General features: G+C 39.5%; 16 protein-coding genes and 3 tRNA genes. 7 read left to right on the top strand and 12 right to left on the bottom strand.

Features of this window, described 5'->3' with window-relative positions:
- Positions 1 to 145: 145 nt before the first annotated feature.
- Positions 146 to 511, top strand: a complete 366-nt coding sequence (locus ABD985_RS20815) for a YkvA family protein (protein WP_345375206.1) — start codon at positions 146 to 148, stop codon at positions 509 to 511.
- Between the two features lie 41 nt (positions 512 to 552).
- Here ABD985_RS20815 and ABD985_RS20810 read toward each other — a convergent pair whose 3' ends face one another.
- Both ABD985_RS20810 and ABD985_RS20805 read right to left on the bottom strand, forming a co-directional pair.
- Positions 553 to 1,263: a pirin family protein gene (locus tag ABD985_RS20810; protein WP_345375204.1), complete on the bottom strand. Its 711-nt coding sequence runs from the start codon at positions 1,261 to 1,263 to the stop codon at positions 553 to 555.
- Positions 1,264 to 1,377: 114 nt separating this feature from the next.
- Positions 1,378 to 2,178 (bottom strand): helix-turn-helix domain-containing protein, encoded by an 801-nt coding sequence (locus ABD985_RS20805; protein ID WP_345375203.1) that lies wholly within the window; start codon positions 2,176 to 2,178, stop codon positions 1,378 to 1,380.
- Between the two features lie 330 nt (positions 2,179 to 2,508).
- Between ABD985_RS20805 and ABD985_RS20800 the strand changes: the two genes are divergently transcribed.
- Together ABD985_RS20800 and ABD985_RS20795 are read left to right on the top strand one after the other, a co-directional pair.
- Positions 2,509 to 3,834: a hemolysin family protein gene (locus ABD985_RS20800; RefSeq protein ID WP_345375201.1), complete on the top strand. Its 1,326-nt coding sequence runs from the start codon at positions 2,509 to 2,511 to the stop codon at positions 3,832 to 3,834.
- A gap of 172 nt (positions 3,835 to 4,006) precedes the next feature.
- Complete coding sequence (locus ABD985_RS20795; RefSeq protein WP_345375199.1) at positions 4,007 to 4,492, top strand: YchJ family protein; 486 nt, start codon at positions 4,007 to 4,009, stop codon at positions 4,490 to 4,492.
- Between the two features lie 72 nt (positions 4,493 to 4,564).
- On the opposite strand, the gene sucD is transcribed toward ABD985_RS20795, so the two are convergent.
- Entirely contained in the window at positions 4,565 to 5,446 is an 882-nt protein-coding gene (gene sucD / locus ABD985_RS20790) for a succinate--CoA ligase subunit alpha (RefSeq protein WP_345375197.1), read from the bottom strand.
- A gap of 312 nt (positions 5,447 to 5,758) precedes the next feature.
- Here sucD and yidD point away from each other — a divergent pair, with 312 nt between their 5' ends.
- Together yidD and ABD985_RS20780 are read left to right on the top strand one after the other, a co-directional pair.
- The gene (yidD, locus tag ABD985_RS20785; RefSeq protein ID WP_345375196.1) at positions 5,759 to 5,980 is read left to right on the top strand and encodes a membrane protein insertion efficiency factor YidD; all 222 of its coding nucleotides are present in this window, start codon (positions 5,759 to 5,761) and stop codon (positions 5,978 to 5,980) included.
- Positions 5,981 to 6,177: 197 nt separating this feature from the next.
- Entirely contained in the window at positions 6,178 to 7,347 is a 1,170-nt protein-coding gene (locus ABD985_RS20780; RefSeq protein ID WP_345375194.1) for a C1 family peptidase, read from the top strand.
- 389 nt (positions 7,348 to 7,736) lie between these two features.
- Here the strand turns inward: ABD985_RS20780 and ABD985_RS20775 are convergent, their stop codons facing one another.
- The 4 genes from ABD985_RS20775 to ABD985_RS20760 all read right to left on the bottom strand — a co-directional run bounded on the left by ABD985_RS20775 (position 7,737) and on the right by ABD985_RS20760 (position 10,509).
- Positions 7,737 to 9,836 carry a SurA N-terminal domain-containing protein gene (locus tag ABD985_RS20775; RefSeq protein ID WP_345375193.1) on the bottom strand — a complete coding sequence of 700 codons (2,100 nt, stop codon included), beginning with the start codon at positions 9,834 to 9,836 and terminating at the stop codon, positions 7,737 to 7,739.
- A 402-nt stretch (positions 9,837 to 10,238) separates the two neighbouring features.
- Positions 10,239 to 10,311 (bottom strand) — tRNA-Gly (locus tag ABD985_RS20770).
- A 20-nt stretch (positions 10,312 to 10,331) separates the two neighbouring features.
- Positions 10,332 to 10,415: transfer RNA gene (locus ABD985_RS20765), tRNA-Leu, on the bottom strand.
- Positions 10,416 to 10,436: 21 nt separating this feature from the next.
- A tRNA-Gly gene (locus tag ABD985_RS20760) sits at positions 10,437 to 10,509 on the bottom strand.
- Between the two features lie 284 nt (positions 10,510 to 10,793).
- Here ABD985_RS20760 and ABD985_RS20755 point away from each other — a divergent pair.
- The gene (locus tag ABD985_RS20755; protein ID WP_345375191.1) at positions 10,794 to 11,138 is read left to right on the top strand and encodes a hypothetical protein; all 345 of its coding nucleotides are present in this window, start codon (positions 10,794 to 10,796) and stop codon (positions 11,136 to 11,138) included.
- A 97-nt stretch (positions 11,139 to 11,235) separates the two neighbouring features.
- Here the strand turns inward: ABD985_RS20755 and ABD985_RS20750 are convergent, their stop codons facing one another.
- From ABD985_RS20750 to ABD985_RS20735, 4 genes are all read right to left on the bottom strand, one after another.
- Complete coding sequence (locus ABD985_RS20750) at positions 11,236 to 11,721, bottom strand: Dps family protein (RefSeq protein ID WP_345375189.1); 486 nt, start codon at positions 11,719 to 11,721, stop codon at positions 11,236 to 11,238.
- Positions 11,722 to 12,000: 279 nt separating this feature from the next.
- A complete protein-coding gene (locus tag ABD985_RS20745) occupies positions 12,001 to 12,576 on the bottom strand; it encodes a 50S ribosomal protein L25/general stress protein Ctc (protein WP_345375188.1) in 576 nt (191 codons plus the stop codon).
- Between the two features lie 317 nt (positions 12,577 to 12,893).
- Complete coding sequence (locus tag ABD985_RS20740; protein ID WP_345375186.1) at positions 12,894 to 13,820, bottom strand: ribose-phosphate pyrophosphokinase; 927 nt, start codon at positions 13,818 to 13,820, stop codon at positions 12,894 to 12,896.
- Positions 13,821 to 13,981: 161 nt separating this feature from the next.
- Complete coding sequence (locus ABD985_RS20735; protein WP_345375184.1) at positions 13,982 to 14,500, bottom strand: hypothetical protein; 519 nt, start codon at positions 14,498 to 14,500, stop codon at positions 13,982 to 13,984.
- Between the two features lie 458 nt (positions 14,501 to 14,958).
- Between ABD985_RS20735 and ABD985_RS20730 the strand changes: the two genes are divergently transcribed.
- Complete coding sequence (locus tag ABD985_RS20730; protein ID WP_345375182.1) at positions 14,959 to 16,419, top strand: membrane dipeptidase; 1,461 nt, start codon at positions 14,959 to 14,961, stop codon at positions 16,417 to 16,419.
- A gap of 61 nt (positions 16,420 to 16,480) precedes the next feature.
- On the opposite strand, the gene gcvP is transcribed toward ABD985_RS20730, so the two are convergent.
- Positions 16,481 to 19,372 carry an aminomethyl-transferring glycine dehydrogenase gene (gcvP, locus tag ABD985_RS20725; protein ID WP_345375180.1) on the bottom strand — a complete coding sequence of 964 codons (2,892 nt, stop codon included), beginning with the start codon at positions 19,370 to 19,372 and terminating at the stop codon, positions 16,481 to 16,483.
- Positions 19,373 to 19,471: the final 99 nt, after the last annotated feature.

Here is a 19,471-nt window from a genome sequence, read left to right as displayed (position 1 = left end):
CTTGAGTACTCTCCTCAGGATAATTATGTTTTATCCAAAGATTAACTGAGCGAAAGCTCAGTTAAGTAATAAAAAGTTGGTTATTGTAAAGAATACCACCTAACTTATTATTAAAGGTTAACTCATAACTCATAACTCCAATACTATGATCTCAACAAAACAAGCCGTGCGTGCCGTGACTCAGTTTGTCAACATGCAGAAAAATAATGATCTCACTACAGCAGAGTTACATGATGCTGAAAGTAAGGTGCCTATGTTGGGTAGGGTGAAGCAGCAGTTTCAGACCATGGTTAATATGGCAAAGGATGTATATGCTGGGGAGTTTAAGGTGAGTAAGGCACATATGGCCATTCTGGTAGGGGCAATTGTGTATGTATTGACTCCAGTGGATGCGGTTCCGGATTTTCTACCAATTATAGGTTGGTTGGATGATATAGGAATAGTGAGCCTGGCGATTTCTACGTTAGGGAGTATTATGGAAGAGTACGTGAGGTATAAGAATGGGATCTAAACAATAAAGGACACCGCTAAAGCGATGTCCTTTATTGTTTATTAGTTCATAGGAACTTCCATAAGGAGGATTTTTGCATTGGAATCAGCAGTTACCTCAAGTTCGTCGATATCCCATATGCCTAGACCATCTCTTTTATTTAAAGATTGTCCATTAATAGTTACATCTCCTTCTAGCACAAAGGCATACACCCCTTGATCTTTTCCATGCAATTGGTACTTCTGAGAAACACCTTGTTCTAAATTACCCATAGAGAACCAAGCATTTTGGTGGATCCATACCCCCTCATCGTTTGGAGTAGGTGATAGTACCTGCTGCAGGTTATTGTGCATTTTGTCTGTATCCAGGGTAATCTGATCATAACGAGGTTCTACTCCTTTTTTATTCGGGAATACCCATATTTGGAGGAACTTTACATCCTTATCGGCATTCTTGTTATACTCGCTGTGATGTACCCCTGTTCCGGCACTCATGACCTGAATGTCCCCTTGCTTGATAACAGTCTTGTTTCCCATGCTATCTTGGTGCTCCAGATCCCCTTCCAATGGAATAGAAATGATTTCCATATTGTCATGAGGGTGTGTGCCGAATCCTTTTCCAGCAGCTACCTGATCATCATTCAATACTCGTAACATCCCAAAGTGAATACGCTCTGGATTGTAATAGTTTGCAAAACTGAACGTATGATTCGAATGTAACCAGCCGTGGTTTGCTACTCCTCTTGTCTCTGCTTTATGTAATACCGTTTTCATCGTATATAATTGTTTTATTGGTTGATCAATTTGTTGACAATACAAAGGTGGGATATTTAGTGGCATCAATAAATGCAAGAAAACGGTATAATGTTGCAAAAATCCGACATCCTCTTAAATAGCTTGATTTTTGATCCATTGACTAATGGATACTCCTGTCATTTTCTTAAAAAAGTTACTGAAATGCGCTGCCTCTTTAAATCCCAGGTGATAGCCAATTTCTTTGGCTGTACTGTCGGAGTATTGTAGTAGTCGTTTTGCTTCCAGTAAAATTCTGTTTTGAATAAATTGCTTGGCTTTTTTTCCAATTAGATGATCAATGGTACGATTGAGGTGATCTGTACTGATAAATAATTGATCAGCATAGAACTGTACTTGGTGTTCTGATTTATAGTATTTTTCTACAAGTAACTTAAAGTTCCTGAGGATCATTTCTGCAGGAGAATGAGGGGTATTATGCTGGGGAAGTACACATTGATTATTCGCATTGATCAAGAAAAGCTTGAGGTAGGCCCCTACTGCTTCCCAATGAAAACGAGAGCTTTTTTCAATACAATCTCTCATCTGAAGAATGAGCTGCTCCATGGAATGAAAGATTTCTTTTTCTAGAGTCAATGGAGGGGTATCTCCAAAATCCCGGAACAAGTTGATCTCTGAGATGAAAGAAGTATCGATATGATGTGTTTCCAAAAATTCTTTTCGTATGGTGAGTGCCCAACCTTTGGAAGGCTTGGATTCGAGCATTTGATGTACTTGTCCCGGACTCACGAAGAATACTTGCCGTTGTCCTAAGTCATAAGTATTAAAATCAATGATGTGCTGCCCTTCTGCTTTCTGGATAAACAGAATGGTATAGAAGTCGTGTCGATGGGGTACGTCATCATGAGTGGGATGAGCTGAAAACACAGTACTCATATCCGTAATCTTGAAAAGCTGATGCGGATTTTTAGCATCAGGAGTTTTATATACTTTTATAGGGTCCAATGTAGAATGTGTCCTGTTTATTGAATCTTTCGGCTTACCTTATTCGTTCATCGTTGTAGATGAGTGTCAAATTAGATATTTTTGAGCCTTAAAGCTTGTTTAGATTCCAAAAGGTGTGGTTTCACAAGCTCTTAATAGTAATCTTTTTAGGGTGATGTTTGTTTGATCCCTTAAACTTATAAATGATTTTTAATCAGTACTTGTTTAGTTGGCAGATGGTTTTTCAAAAGTAAATGGAGCCAACTACTCATCCCGTAATTTATGGAAGCATTTTTTTCAATAGTACTGGAATTGTGGCCGGTACTTTTATCCTTGGTATTTTCTGCCTTTTTCTCGGCCACAGAAATCGCCTTTGTATCGGCGAACAGATTACATATAGCAATTCAAAAGAAGAAAGGTGACTTGCTAGGACAGGTATTGGCAAAGTTTTATGATAATCAATCTACTTTTATCACGACAATTCTGATAGGAAATACCGTAGCCTTGGTGGTGTATGGTTTCTTTATTGCCGAGATCCTGGATCCTATGATTAAGGCTGCATTGCAGGAGCATCTTCATGTAACAGCTCAAAGTACCTTAGATATTAGTACGTTGGCTATACAAACGGTACTTTCAACTGCCTTGGTTTTGATGACAGCTGAGTTTGTACCTAAGAGTGTTTCATTAGCTGATCCTGATAAGTTTTTGACATTCTCAGCTTTACCGATGAATGTTATCTATACCATTATGTTTCCTATTACCTGGATGGTAGAGCGCCTTTCTGCATTTACCATTGTAAAGGTGATGAATATGGAGTATTCTGAGGGACAACCTCAGTTTAACCTGACAGATTTGAGTGATTATTTACAGCAGATAGCGATTGCCACCAACGAGACAGATGAAGTAGAAGTAGTTGATAAGAAAATCCTATCCAATGCATTGGAGTTCAAGCATGTCAAAGTAAAGGAATGTATGGTTCCTCGTAAGGAGATCGTGGCGATTGAAATAGATGATAGTATAGAATCTCTCAATCATCTTTTTAATGAAAGCGGACATTCCAAAATCCCTGTTTACAAGCAATCAGTGGATAATGTAATCGGCTACTGTCACGTATTTCATTTATTTAAAAAGCCGAAGGTCATCAAGGAAATTCTTACAGAAATGGTGATGGTTCCAGAAAGTATGCTAGCCAATGAGTTGATGATTCAAATGACGGCAGAACACAAGAGTATGGCCTTGGTGGTGGATGAGTTTGGAGGTACTTCGGGCATTGTGACCATGGAGGATATTATTGAAGAGATCTTTGGAGAAATAGAAGATGAGCATGATGACGATGAGGAGCTGAAGATTATTAAACTTTCCGATAGGGTTTTTCAATTGAGTGCCCGTAACGAGGTCGATTATCTGAATGAAGAATATCGTTGGGAATTACCGGAAGGAGAGTATGAAACACTAGGAGGGTTAATTCTTAATATCAATCATGATATTCCTGAAATGGGAGATTTGATAGAAGGGAGTCATTTTAAGATAGAAATTCTTTCGATGGAAGGAGCAAGAATCAATCAGGTGAAAATCATATTTGATCAGGAGCCACCAGAAGAAGAATAGGGGTTGTAATATACGGAATGGTAAACACTGGTCTTTGCGTCCTCGCTAGGACTAGTATTTAACTTAAGTTGACGACATTAAAGCTCAGGCGAGGGTTCACGGAATAATGGTAATGCTTATTTTATTTGAACAACCCCTATGAAATAATATTAATTGTCAAAACAGAAAAGTTATGATAGAAAAGTGTCCTTGTGGCTCAGGAAAAGCTTATGATACTTGTTGTGGTATCTTTATAGAAGGTAAGGAGAAAGCGAAGACGGCAGAACAATTGATGCGTTCCCGATATACCGCTCATGTAAAAGGAAGTGTGGATTATATTGTGGATACTGTTCATCCTTCAGAGAGACATCAGCATGATCGTTCCCAGATCGCAGAGTGGGCACAGCATACCCAATGGGAAAAGCTTGAACTGATTAGTCGGGAACTAGGGGGTATTAACCATGAGATCGGTAAAGTCGAGTTTAAGGCATATTATAAAGAAGGAAATGCCTTGAAAAGTCATCATGAGAACTCAACCTTCAGGAAGGTAGATGGAATATGGTACTTTCAGAATGGAGTGGTAAACCCTAAGGCGGAAATCAATCCCCATAAGGTGGGTCGTAATGATCCTTGTCCTTGTGGAAGCGGCAAGAAGTATAAAAAATGCTGCGGGAAGTAATAGAAATGAAAAATGAAGAGTGAAAAATGAAGAATAATTCCTCATTTTTCACTCTTCATTTTTCATTAAGAATTATACAGCTTTAGCTGCTAGTGCTTTCACCATAGTCTCTCCAATATCTGCTGGAGAATGTACTACGTGGATACCGCACTCTTCCATAATCTTCATCTTAGCTTCTGCAGTATCATCTGCTCCACCAATGATCGCTCCTGCGTGACCCATTTTACGTCCTTTAGGGGCTGTTTGACCAGCGATGAAACCTACAACAGGCTTCGTGCCATTTTCTTTTACCCAATGAGCTGCTTCAGCTTCCATGCTACCTCCGATCTCACCAATCATGATGATACCTTCTGTATCAGGATCTTCCATCAATAGTTTCACAGCGTCTTTAGTCGTTGTTCCGATGATTGGATCACCTCCAATACCGATACAAGTACTTTGTCCCAAACCAGCTTTAGTGATTTGATCTACTGCCTCGTAAGTAAGTGTACCTGAACGAGACACGATACCGATCTTACCTGGGTTGTGGATAAAGCCTGGCATGATACCAACTTTCGCCTGACCTGGAGTGATAACACCCGGACAGTTTGGTCCGATCATCGTTACATCTTTATCAGAAAGGTATTCTTTAACAGCAACCATATCTTTGGTTGGGATACCTTCAGTGATCGTGATGATTGTTTCTACACCCGCTTCAGCTGCTTCCATAATAGCGTCAGCTGCAAATGCTGGGGGAACAAAAATGATAGAAACGTTTGCGCTAACTTCTTTAACTGCGTCAGCTACTGTGTTGAATACTGGTCTGTCTAGGTGCTTTTGACCTCCTTTTCCTGGAGTAACACCACCTACTACATTGGTTCCGTAGGCAATCATCTGCTCAGCGTGGAAGGTACCTTCTGATCCAGTGAAGCCTTGTACAATGACTTTAGAGTCTTTATTTACTAATACACTCATTTTGCCGTTTTTTGATTGTGTGCAATAAGGAATGTTTCACGTGCGTCTGTAATCATTTCAATTACAAGCATGTGCCGCAAGTGCATGCCAATTTAAGCATGAAAACACCTTTTTACTAAACGATTGATAGAAATTATTACAAGAATACAATTTTTTTTCACTATAATAAATTTGCTTATCCGTTTTTACAATTAAATGTTAGCGATGAGCATAAAAAATACCCTATTTTCGATAGAATAGAGGGATTAATTGCTTAATAAAATATGTCGTATATTCGTAGATGATCAGGTTTTATTCAAAGTATCGACCGGTATGAAAAATATTCTTTCAAAAATCGCAATTGGGGTTGTGCGATTCTATCAATTGTTTATCTCTCCCTGGCTACCACCTTCTTGCCGTTATCAGCCGACTTGTTCTCAGTATATGATTCAGGCAATACAGAAATATGGTGCATGGAAAGGAGTACGTTTGGGGTTGAAACGCATTGGCAGGTGCCATCCTTGGGGAGGCTCAGGGTATGACCCAGTTCCTTAATTAAGGTAAAAGGTAAAAGGTAAGAGGTATAAGGTAATAGATTAGGAGAATCACACTTTTTACTTTATACCTCTTACTTTTTACCTTCTATGAGTTTGTTAATGGGATTGTGCTTTATTTCCTTATATATTATATTGGAGAAGTACTACGAGATACCTATTATCTTTTTTGATAACTAAACATTACAAACATATAGAATGAACTATACTACCATAAAATCTTTATTAGCCTCTGTGGCTTTAGCTGGAGTGGCAGCCTTTAACCCTTCATATGCTCAGGATATTCCCTTAAAGGATGGATATCAATTGCAAGAGCTGAAAAAGGTGAAAGTAACGCCAGTTAAGAGTCAAGGAAGAACAGGAACTTGTTGGAGTTTCTCCACGACGTCTTTTATAGAGTCAGAGGCGATGCGAATGGGAAAAGGAGAGTTGGATCTTTCTGAGATGTATTTTGTACGTCATAACTACCCAGTAAAAGCAGAGAAATATGTACGTTATCATGGAAAATCTAACTTCGGAGAAGGTAGTCTTTCCCATGACGTTACCAATATTATCAAAACACATGGGATTGTTCCTGAGAACGTTTATACAGGGTTGGCAAAAGGAGAAGTGGTTCATGATCACGGAGAGCTTTTCAATGTATTGGAGAGTATGTTGGGAACGCTGATCAAATCCCGAAAAATTACTCCTAAATGGAAAGATGCTTTTAATGCTGTATTGGATAGCTATTTAGGGGAAGTACCTGAGACCTTTGAGGTAAAAGGGAAAACGTTTACTCCTCAAGAGTATGCGGAGAAGGTTGTAGGTTTCAATCCAGAAGATTATGTAGAGATTACTTCTTTTAATCATCATCCATATTATGAGCAAGTGCAGGTAGAAGTACCAGACAACTGGGCAGGAGCTCGTTATTACAACTTGCCTTTGGATGAGTTTGAGCAAGTGATGGATTATGCTTTGGATAGAGGATATTCCTTGGTATGGGACGGTGATGTGAGTGAGAAGTCATTCTCTCATAAGAATGGAATTGCAATTGTACCTGCTAAATCATGGGAGCAAAAATCTCGTAAGGAACGAGAAGGGATGTTTGAGCAATATGAGCCGGAATTGCAGGTTGATGAGTCTTATAGACAGACGCAGTTTGATAACTATACCACTACGGATGATCACCTAATGCATATCATCGGAACGGTAAACGATGAGAAAGGTGGCAAGTATTATGTGACGAAGAACTCTTGGGGTAGCGAGTCGAATGCTTATGGAGGATACTTATATATGTCCCGTTCTTTTGTTCGATTGAAGTCAGTAGCCTTTATGGTACATAAAGATGCAGTACCAAATGAACTTAGAAAGAAGTTGGGAATTATTTAAATCCTAAGGGGTATGATCTACACAGGTCATACCCCTTTTTATTATTACTGACTGTATTTGTAGACTTCCTTCCTCACAATTACAGGATCCAAAAAGCTGTTGGGTTCCAGTATGTAAGTTGAACAATACAATATAGGTACTAAGAGTTGTTCCGTGGCAATAAAAAGTAGTGACCTCTGTCCCATCAATGTTTTTGGGAGTATGATGTAAACCTGTTACAATATCCTTCGCTTTATAATTGATTTTAGCATCACCGCTGTATAGCACAATATTTTTGATCTCATTCTAATGACCAAAAGATTTATGCATAATAAAAAAAGCCATCCTTAAATATGTTTAAGGATGGCTTCTTGTTTATGCAGTAATTACTTACCTGCTTTATTTATCTACTAGAAGTAGTCATGTCTGTTATCTTCTACTTCAGCAAGTTCAGATACAGCGTTGAATACTTTGCTTTCAGCTGTTCTGTTTTGTGTTTGCTCGATCTGCTTTCTATAGATAGAGTAGTCAGCAGTTTCTAGAGGCTTGTTGATTTTCACAAGCTTCACGATAGTAACACCATTTTCGTCCTTGATAGGAGAAGAAATAGTACCTTCTTGCATACCGAAGATAGTACCGATTGTCTTAGGAGCAGAACCAGCACCTTGAAGTGATCTAGCTGCTGCAGTAAGATCATTTTCTTTTTGGATAGTTGCACCAGCGCCATAAGCATCTTTGATGTCTTCAACTGAACCTTCAAGACTTGATAGCTTTTCTGCAATATAGTCGATCTTCTTTTCTTTCAAGACTTCTCTTCTCACTTGATCTTTTACTTCGTCCAAAGAAGCTGTTCCTTCTTCTTTCTCAGCAATCAAGGCAGCAACTACATAACGATCTTCCAATTCAAATACATTGGAAACATCATTCATGTCAGCCTCATAAGCCCATCTAACGATTGATCTTACTCCACTGCTTCTCATGCTGTTGATATAAGTTGCTTCAGGAGTGATGTTCAATGCTTGTTCCTGGAATAGACCTTCTTCCTCAGCAGTTGCGTTGAAAGCAGCTTCATTCTTGCTTGAAGAAGCAAATTTCATTGCTTTACCAAAGGCAGTATCTACAGATCTTTGAGATGGCTGAAGTGCTTTCTCAATAACACCCAATACAAACTGCTTGTTGGTTTTAGTAGCAGTTACCTTGATGATGTGGTAGCCAAAGTCTGTTTTGATCAAACGAGGAATAATACCTGTTCTGCTAGCGTTAAATACTGCATCGTTGAAAGGCTTCACCATACGACCTTCAGCAAACCACTGTAGGTCACCACCTCTTGATTTTGTTTGAGGAGCAGCATCACCTTCTGTTTTGGCGATATCCTCAAATGAAGCAGGATTACTTCTTACTTTGCGAAGAGTCTCTTCAGCTTTTTTCTTAGCCTCTGCCTCTGAAGCTGCATCTCCTTTAACTGCTTTGTAAAGGATATGGCTCGCACGAGCAGTATAAGCAGTATCTTTAGCGATATCTTCTACTTTGTAGATTCTGTAAGCGTTTGCTGCGAAATAAGGGCCGTATACTTCTCCTTCTTTCAGTTCGTCTACGTTAAGAACGCTAGGAACACCAGTCATGTTAACCGTCATGAAGTTCGTTGCTCCTTCTGTATTGGCAGCGATAAATGCAGTATCGTTAGCAGCATTCTTGAAAGGAGCGATCAACTTAGAGATTTCTCCTTTAAGTTCTTTTTGATCATCCTCAGAAGCTTCGATAGGGAAACTAACAAATTTGATTCCTCTGCTTTCTTTTTGCTTGAAGTCTTCTTTGTGGCTGTTGAAGTAAGCAGAAAGGTCGCTATCTGAAATTTCTACAGCAGAGTCAGGAACAGAGTAGTAAGGAACATTTACGTAAACAACTTCTGCTGTTGTGTTTTGCTCCTGGTATTTTTGTTTTGCCTCTAGTTTATTAGCAAAATATGTATTGCCAATTAGGTTTACATATTTTTGGCGCTGACGGTTGATCTTAAGTACCTCTTGCATGTAAAGCTGCTGCTGTACATAAGGGCTACCTGCATCCATGCTTTGAAGTGCATTTAGGTAGTTGTTGATTTGCTCACGGTTGACTTGACCGGTAGAGTCAATGAAATTACGTGCAAAAGTAGGATCAATGTTGTCGCCATTGATCATGTCTTTATGCTCAGCTTCTGTTACTGTGATTCCTAGTTGTTCAGCTTCTTTACCATAAGCTATTTCTCTTACTAGCTCATTCCAGGCAGCTGTTCTTACCTGAGCCATTTGAGCCTCACTAAAGGATCTTCCTCCTTTGAAACGCTCAACAGCATTGTTGAACTGTTGCAAAGAGATTTCTTCTCCAGCAACTTCTCCAACGACTTGTTTGTTTTTTCCTAGGATGCTTGAGTTAGATGATAATAGATCTCCTCCTAGAAGGAATAGGATCATCCCCCCGCCGATTGCTCCAATGGCAATGCCTGACTTCTGTCTAATCTTATTAATAATCGCCATGACTGAACTGCTAAATTGTTAGTTTCCGCTTATTTCATTAAATCAAAAAATTCAACTCAATCCTATATATCCCCATTGTATGTACTAAGCGATAAAAAATACATCCATCACAAAACATATAGGTCACTTTGATCTGCATTTCAATCCTTGCAGAATTTAACTAGTTGATTGATCACTACGTTTTTCAAAGTGTACAAATGTAGGATTAATCCATCAGTGACACAAATAAATACCATACAAATCTTGAATTGTCAATAGGATATAAGGAGAATAAGTTTAAGGGGGATAATGTACTGCTTTTGAAAGGGGAATATACAGGGGATTTGCAGTGATCAGGGATGTTTAGGACTTTTGGGAAAATATAGGGCACAAAAAAACCTGACAGGATACTGTCAGGTTTTGAGCGAGAAACGGGATTCGAACCCGCGGCCCCGACCTTGGCAAGGTCGTGCTCTACCAGCTGAGCTATTCTCGCTAATAATTATGTTATGTCTGTACCAGGAGCGGGAATCGAACCCGCACCGCCCTAAGGCGACAAGATTTTAAGTCTTGCGTGTCTACCAGTTCCACCATCCCGGCATGCCTATTGGCATTTTTTTGAGCGAGAAACGGGATTCGAACCCGCGGCCCCGACCTTGGCAAGGTCGTGCTCTACCAGCTGAGCTATTCTCGCTTTTAGTGTGTTGCTTTTCCCTGAAAGCGATGCAAAGGTACGATGCTTTTTGAAACCTACAAATCTTTCTATAAAAAAAATGGAGGGTCAAGTATTATTGTGCTGATAATCAAAATGAAAAATTATATAATTATTTTTAGGTAGGGTATGAATGGGGGCTCAAAAAAAGAAAAATATAGAAGGAATATGGACGTACACTTATTAATGAACGATAATGATCTTGGGTAAACTACCCCTCCTCCTCTATTTTAGAGATAAGTTCAACAGCACTAACATGACCCACTATGAGAAATATCAATACAACAATCGGCTATATTATTCTTTCAGAACGCTACCTGACAGGACAAATGGATACTAGGGAAGCGACTTATTTTCAGGAAGAGTTGAAAAGAAATGACATGTTGAAAGATGACCTGATGTTGTTGATTGACTACTATGCTAAATTGAAAGATGACCGAGCGCTTAAGGATTATCATTATTCTCCTCGCGAACGTAGATCAATACGCTATATCGTTTCCAAGGTAATTGTCAATAAAGATAAGTATTTGAAAAACAAGATGTTTTCATGGGCTTTGGGATTGTCACATCTGACCATGTTGGTAGCCTTGGGAATGTTGATTTTTTTGTAAAGAGGTGAAATTTTAGACCATTACCCTAATCCGGTAAAATAAAAAGCACTTGGCAGTTATACCGCCAAGTGCTTTTTTTATACATGAAGAGTGAGGGTTAGCCTAACCAAGCGGTTAGCATCCACACATGCTTTTCTTGTCCACTTACAAGTCCACTGATAAGGTCTGTAGTACCTTCGTCTTCTTGCTCTCCAGCGAGGTCTAAAACTTTACGTTCAATCTCCAGTAACGTATTCAGATTAGCTACTACGGTTTTAACGGCAGTTTCATCCTTAGAGACTCCTTTGATTTCTTTAATGTCAGAGACACTTAAATAGTCGCTGAAAGTATGTAAAGGTTGATGCCCCAAAGTAAGAATACGCTCAGCAATTTCATCGATTTGCTGTTGAGCTTCTGTATATAACTCTTCAAATTTAACGTGTAATTCGAAGAAATTCTTTCCTTTGATATTCCAGTGAAACCCTCTTAGGTTTTGATAATAAAGTTGATAGTTGGCTAGAAGTTTATTCAGTTTTTTAGCAAGCTTTTCTGTTTTCTCAGTTTCTAGTCCAATACGGTTAGTTTTACTCTCTTTTTTACTCATAGTGTTATTATGGGGTTATAATGAATAATATAGTTAGTAGTCGGTAATCAGTAAGATAATATCCTTCTTTAATTACCGTTCAACATTTTTTGATCTTGATCTCAAGATACATTAGAACTAAGTGAAAGTAAAATCATTAAAACTTATTACGTAATAAGAAATCCTAATGATTTTTTATAACGCTCTTTGAATGGTTTTTTTTGGGCTAATTTTTTCATAAAAAAAGGCCACTGTATATACACAGTGGCCTTTGTAAATGATAAGCAATATCTATGATGCTTATTCTGCAGATTTTGACTGAGCAGAACGAAGGGCTCTTGGAATTGCAATAGAAGCAATTGTTACTGATGGGTTGTAAAGGATTTCGAAATCCTTAGCCTCAACAGAACCTACTTTTACTGATTTACCAAGGTCAAGACCTTCAACAGATACCTCTACAGAAGAAGGCATGTTAGCTGGCAATGCACTTACTTTAAGCTTTCTTAGTTTTGCAACAAGCTTACCACCCATTTGCAAACCTGGTGACTTACCTACGAAAGATACAGGGATCTCCATTTTCACTGGCTTGTCATCTACCAACTCCAAGAAGTCAGCGTGCATGATTACCTCTGAAACTGGGTGGAACTGAACATCTTGAAGGATTGCTTTTTTCTCAACACCTTCAATGTTCAAGTGAACGAAACAAGCTTCTGGTGTGTAAACGATATCCTTGAACAGGTACATTGGAGCGTGGAAGTGGATTACTTCTTCACCACCATAAAGTACACATGGAGCGTTACCCTCTGCTCTAAGTTTCTTAGAAGTTGATTTTCCAAGATCTTCTCTTCTGAAGCCTATTACCTCTACTGTTTTCATTGTCTTTTTTTGATATAGTGTAAAACATGTATAATAGCCTCGGTACTTGGTCTTGACAGACCCCATCCCGAAACATGTTCTTGTAAAAAACCAGTGGTTGGTTTTTTGCCGTGCAAAGGTCTCCTTATTATTTTAAAAATCAAAGTATTTTTATTACTTATTTGAATGAAGGAAGTGCCGTAAATACTTGATTTTAAGTGTATATATTAAATTAATATGTTTACTAACATACGTCGTGTAGCGGTATGAACAAAAAAGCCTTAGCTGTTTATTTAGATAACAACTAAGGCTTCAAGTATATATCAGAAATGTTTATACTAGATAAACAAAGAGCTGATTGACTCGTGATCCTGAATCTTACGAATACCTTTAGCAAATAGATCTGCTACAGAAAGTACACGGATTTTTTCAGCATTGGCTTTTACTTTTAACGTATCAGTAACGATCATCTCGTCCAATACGGAGTTCGCAATTCTGTCATAAGCAGGGCCTGAAAGCACAGGATGCGTACAGATTGCTCTTACACTCTTAGCTCCTTTCTCCATAATGATCTCAGCAGCATTACACAGTGTTCCAGCTGTATCTACCAAGTCATCCACAAGAATAACATTTTTGTCTTTTACGTCTCCGATCACCTGCATAGAAGCCACTTCATTCGCTCTTTCTCTGTATTTATCACAGATTACCATTTCCGCTTTGAAGTGCTTTGCATAGGTACGGGCTCTTTTAGAACCTCCTACGTCAGGAGCCGCGAATACCAAGTTGTCTAGGTTAAGGCTACTGATGTAAGGAACGAAGATAGGAGAGCTTTGTAAGTGAACTACTGGAATGTCAAAGAAACCTTGAATTTGGTCAGCGTGTAGTTCACAAGTAATTACACGAGAAGCTCCAGCAGCAGTTAGTACATTGGCTACAAGTTTAGCTCCAATACCTACTCTTGGCTTGTCTTTTCTATCTTGTCTTGCATATCCGAAATAAGGGATAATCACAGAAATAGTAGCAGCAGAGGCTCTTTTGGCAGCATCCACCATCAACAACAGCTCCATGATATTGTCTGTTGGAGGACATGTGGATTGAATAAGAAAAACATCACACCCACGAACAGATTCTGTAAAGTGAACAGAGATTTCTCCATCACTAAAACGATTGGTTTGTACTTCACCAAGTGACTTGCCGTAAGAGTGTGCAATTTTTTTTGCGAGATATTCAGTGCCGGAGCCTGAAAAGATTTTTACAGAGGACATTACTAGATTTGCTCTTAAAGTGTGTACCTAAAGATGTTGATATGTTTTGTTATTGCTTAATTTTAAGCCCGAAGGCTCAAAGATGCGACAAAGTTAGTAAATCGCATGAAAGAAAAAGGAACATTAAGTGTTTTTTCTCTTAGGATTACCAGAACGTTAATTTATTCGTCCCCTGTTGTCGTTGGCGTATCATCAATGATAAAAATATACTCCCCATTTTCTTTGAATAAGAGGGTAGCTTCAGAAGGAATGCGGTCAAGGTCAATTGACTGATTCTCTTCTGTACTTTGCTGTTCCAGTAGCTCAAAGTCATTTTCACTAAAGAGGTAGAGTTCTTTGATTTGATCTTCCTCATAAATTTCAAATTTTTCATCTTCGAGCAGGTACATGGCTTCAATCTCCTCTTCATTCATGGCATCAGGATCTTCCAATGCTTTAATGAGTAGTAATTCGTCTTCAGAGTAGCTTTCAAGATCCTCAAGGTTTTCTACATATATAGAGAATTCGTCAAGCGAAAGGTCTCTGAACTCAAGTTCCTGAGTTCGCATAGATTCCTCGTAAAGAACCTGTCCGCGGGTATTTTCCTCTTGTTTATTCATCTCCACTTCCTGATCTGTTTGTGCCATGGAGATCTGCCATATCGTAAAAGACATGCTTATAAGTAGCAGTATTGATTTCATAGCTTTTGGGTGTTATCGGTTGAGTTATATCACCTTTTAAATTGAATAATACCAAGAGTATTGTTCAATAGAAAGGTTTAGTTCAATTGAAATATTGTGATAATTCAATTTACTAAATTTCTAAGGGAATAAATAGAGTATATGTTATCAATGTACTGTTCTCTGATTTCGGGGAACTATATTTCGATTTTTAGAAAGGCTTATGTAGTTTATTATCTGAAATATTGAACGAAGAAAGGTTATCTCAACTTTTGGTTGAAGGAGAAAGGAGAAAGGAGAAAGGAGAAAGGAGAAAGGAGAAAGGAGAAAGGAGAAAGGAGAAAGGAGAAAAAAGTAAAAGGTAAAAAGTGATGGATTAACTTCATCCTTCATCCTTCATCCTTCATCCATTAGAAAAACATCTCGCTTGATTGCTTACTATGAGGTACCCTTGCTAAAAAACCTAAAACCCTAAAAACATGTCCGATTTTAACGATATCATAGTGGATATGCATTGCCACCCTGCCCTTAAACCTTTTGGACAACATCATGCGTTGGGCATTCCGGATAGTATTCAGCAAGACATTTTAGAGCTCCCCCCTCCCCTGGCAACACAACGAAATAGTATTTGGCATTACGATAACCCTACCTTTTGGGACAAGTTTAAAAATGCGTTACCAGGTAACCTGATACACTTTTCTCAGTCTGATTTTACTTCCATAGCAGCAGGTAATGTTAGGGTAGTGACCGTGGCTTTATACCCATTAGAAAGAGGGTTTGTGGATAGTAATTTTGGAACGGGAAAACTGACAGAGTTTGTCGTTAATTTAACGACTATGGTAGGTAAGCCGAGGATTAAGCGACTACAGGAAATGGAAGATTATTTTAGTGACCTGGAAAAAGAATATGCTTTTTATCGTTGGTGGGATGGAAAGGAAGTAGATACCCATAAAGGAACCTTTAAGTATTGCTTATCGAAAAATTATGCTCACTTAATGGATATAATTTCCAAGGATGAACATGCGATTGGAGTGGTATTTTCAATTGAAGGGGGAAATGTACTGAATACAGGGATGGGAAAACCTATCCATAGAGAAGAAGTCTTACAGAATGTCGATAAGATTAAAGCATGGTCCCACAAGCCACTTTATATGACGTATGCACATCATTTTTACAATAATCTATGCGGACACGCGGAGAGTATGAATGGTATTAGCAATAAGTTGGTGGATCAGAGTGAGGGGTTAAATGAAGGAATTACTCCTTTGGGCTTTGAGGTCTTAGATCGCTTATTAGACAAAGAGAAGCATCGTATTTTGATTGATATCAAACATATGAGTGTCAAGAGTCGGCAGCAGTATCTACAATATCTGAAAGAAAATTATCAATACGATCCGGTTCCGCTGATTGTGAGTCATGGTGCAGCCACAGGTACAAAGTCTTATTACGAGCAAACGATGAGCACGGAAATGAGCAGTCATTTATATGATATGGATATTAACTTCTTTGATGATGAAATCTTGGAAATCACTCGCTCCGGAGGGTTATTCTGTTTGCAAATTGATGAACGAAGAATAGCAAGTAAAGCGGCGCTTAAGCAAGCCTCAGGAAAGATAGGCCGAAAGAAAGTACTCTTTCATCGGGCAAAGCTCGTTTGGAATAATATTCAGCATGTAGCTGAAGTGTTGGATCGGGCGGATTTTTATCCTTGGGGAACGGTGGCATTGGGGAGTGATTATGATGGGATAGTGAATCCTTTGAATGGTTATTGGACAGCAGAAGATCTAAAGGAGCTGGATACCTACCTACTCATGCATGCTTATGATTATATGGAAGGAAAGGGGAAGTACTTATCCAATGGAAGTCACACAGATCCTGAAGAGATTGTCAGCCGATTCCTGAGTGACAATGCGATGGCTTTTTTGGAGAAGCATTATTAAAAGAAAAACCTCCCGTTTCCGGGAGGTTTTTCTATATATACTTTAACAATGAAATACTTGATTAAGCATTCACGGTTTCTTCAGCATAATCACTGACAGGGATACAGCTACAGTATAGATTTCTGTCTCCGTAGGCACTGTCTACTCTTCTTACTGTTGGCCAGAATTTGTTGGCGCTTACGTAAGGAAGAGGATAGATGGCTTTTTCTCTAGAGTATGGAAGTGTCCATTCATCAGCAACAGCCATTGCTTCTGTATGAGGAGCATTCTTCAATACGTTTACTACCTGATCTGCCTTACCTTCTTCGATCTCACGGATTTCGTTACGGATCGCAATCATAGCATCACAGAAACGGTCTAGCTCAGCCTTAGTCTCCGACTCCGTAGGCTCGATCATCAATGTTCCAGCTACTGGGAATGATACCGTAGGTGCGTGGAAGCCATAGTCCATCAAACGCTTTGCGATATCTTCTACCTCAATTCCTACGGCTTTGAACTGACGGCAATCAGCAATCATTTCATGTGCTGATCTTCCGTTAGATCCAACATAAAGAACAGGATAGTGCTCTTTCAGTCTTGATTGGATGTAGTTTGCATTCAAGATGGCTGTTTTGGTCGCATTGGTTAGTCCTTCTCCACCCATCATAGCTACATAAGCATAAGAGATAGGTAGGATACTTGCACTACCCCAAGGAGCTGCAGAAACAGCAGAACCCGCTTTTTCTCCTACACCATTGTCTACTACTACGTGTCCTGGTAAGTAAGGAGCCAAATCAGCAACTACACCAATAGGTCCCATGCCTGGTCCACCACCACCGTGAGGGATACAGAAGGTCTTGTGAAGGTTCAAGTGACAAACGTCTGCACCAATTGTTGCAGGGTTTGTTAAACCTACCTGGGCGTTCATGTTTGCACCGTCCATATATACTCTACCACCATTGTCGTGAATGATCTGGCAGATTTCCTGGATGCTTTCCTCGAATACACCGTGTGTCGATGGGTAAGTCACCATCAAGCAAGAAAGGTTTTCCTTATTTGCTTCTGCATGCTTACGAAGATCTTCTACGTCGATGTTTCCGTTCTCATCACATTTTGTAACGATCACTTTCATACCAGCCATCACTGCAGATGCAGGGTTAGTACCATGGGCTGAAGATGGAATCAAGGCAATGTTACGGTGTGTGTCACCATTTGCCTTGTGGTAGTTGGCGATAGTCAAAAGACCTGCATACTCTCCGTTTGCACCAGAGTTTGGTTGTAGTGAGAAGGCATCAAATCCTGTGATTTCTTCCAACCATGCTTCTAAGTTCTTGAAGATTTCTCTGTAACCTTCCGTCTGGTTTGCTGGAGCAAATGGGTGAATTTGTCCAAATTCTGGCCATGTTACAGGAATCATCTCTGCCGTAGCATTTAGCTTCATCGTACATGATCCTAGAGAGATCATGGAGTGTACTAATGAAAGGTCTTTGTTCTCAAGACGTTTCAGGTAACGAAGCATTTCATGCTCTGAGTGGTACTGGTTGAATACCGGGTGTGTCAACATCTCAGAAGTTCTTAGTAGTGTGTTATCCAAAGATGCTTCTACTTCTTCTGCTAGCGTGAAGTCAACCGCTTTACCAGCTGCTTCTGCGAAGATGTTTACAATATCGTTAATGTGGTTGATATCCGTAGTTTGGTTTAATGCAATACCGATACGGTTGGCATCAAAATAACGGAAGTTTGCCTCGTTTGCCTCAGCTACTTTACGGATAGCTGCTGCTTGTCCGTTGGTATTGATAGTGATGGTATCAAACATATTGTTTGTTTCTACCTCAAAACCAAGTTTTTCAAGAGAGCTTTTCAATAGGGTCGCCATACCGTGTACACGGAAAGCAATACGCTTCAATCCTTCTGGTCCGTGATAAACTGCATAAGCGGCAGCCATAACCCCCAACAATACCTGTGCAGTACAGATGTTTGAGGTTGCTTTCTCACGTTTGATATGTTGCTCACGAGTTTGTAAGGCCATACGGTAAGCATCATTTCCATCCATATCTTTAGAGACACCAATGATACGTCCAGGTACTTGACGCTTGAACTCTTCGCGAGTGGCAAAGAAACCAGCGTGAGGACCACCGAATCCCATTGGTACACCAAAGCGCTGTGCAGAACCCACCACGGCATCTGCGCCCATTTCTCCTGGAGTTTTTAGGATCGTCAGGGCTAGAAGGTCTGAAGCTACAGCTACTTTTACGTTGTTTTCGTGTGCAGCAGCAATAAAGTCAGCATAGTCAACTACTTCACCGTTGGTATCAGGGTATTGTACTAATACACCAACAAGGTCAGCGTCTGTTAAATCAATCGTTTTGTAATCACCGATCACCAGGTTGAATCCGAAAGCTTCCGCTCTCGTTTTCATTACATCGATCGTTTGAGGGTGGCAGTGGTCAGCAACAAAGAAAGTATTTGATTTCTTCTTATCTTTCTTTCTCAATGCCATGAATAGTCCCATCGCTTCAGCAGCTGCTGTCGCCTCATCCAGTAACGATGAGTTGGCAATTTCCATTCCTGTCAGATCTGTGATCATTGTTTGGAAATTGATCAGCATTTCCAGACGACCTTGAGCGATCTCAGCCTGATAAGGAGTATAAGCAGTATACCACCCCGGGTTCTCCATAATGTTTCGAAGAATTACCCCTGGAACGATGGTGTTGTAGTAGCCCATTCCGATATACGACTTGAAGATTTTATTCTTCTGTGCAATCGTCTTAAAATTTTTCAGAAACTGATACTCTGTCATTGGAGCTGGCAGATCCAATGCTTTTTTTAGTCGAATGTGTTCTGGTACGGTTTGCTCGATCAGTTCGTCAACAGATGACGCGTTGATTACTTTAAGCATTTCTTCGATTTGAGTATGGTTGGGGCTGTTGTGCCTTTCCTCAAATCTCTCAAAGTTGTTAAGATTGATTTTCATTACCGTGAGTGGTTAGCTTTATAAATGAAATAGCGACTTTACAGAAGTTAATGAGACAGTGGTAAATTGTTCCCGCGATCTCCCTCTGTATTGCGCTGT

Origin of the sequence: Algivirga pacifica (assembly GCF_039543525.1) — a bacterium.
GTDB lineage: Bacteria > Bacteroidota > Bacteroidia > Cytophagales > Flammeovirgaceae > Algivirga > Algivirga pacifica.
The sequence above is the reverse complement of the archived record's forward strand: the minus strand, read 5'-3'. Positions and strand labels throughout refer to the sequence as shown.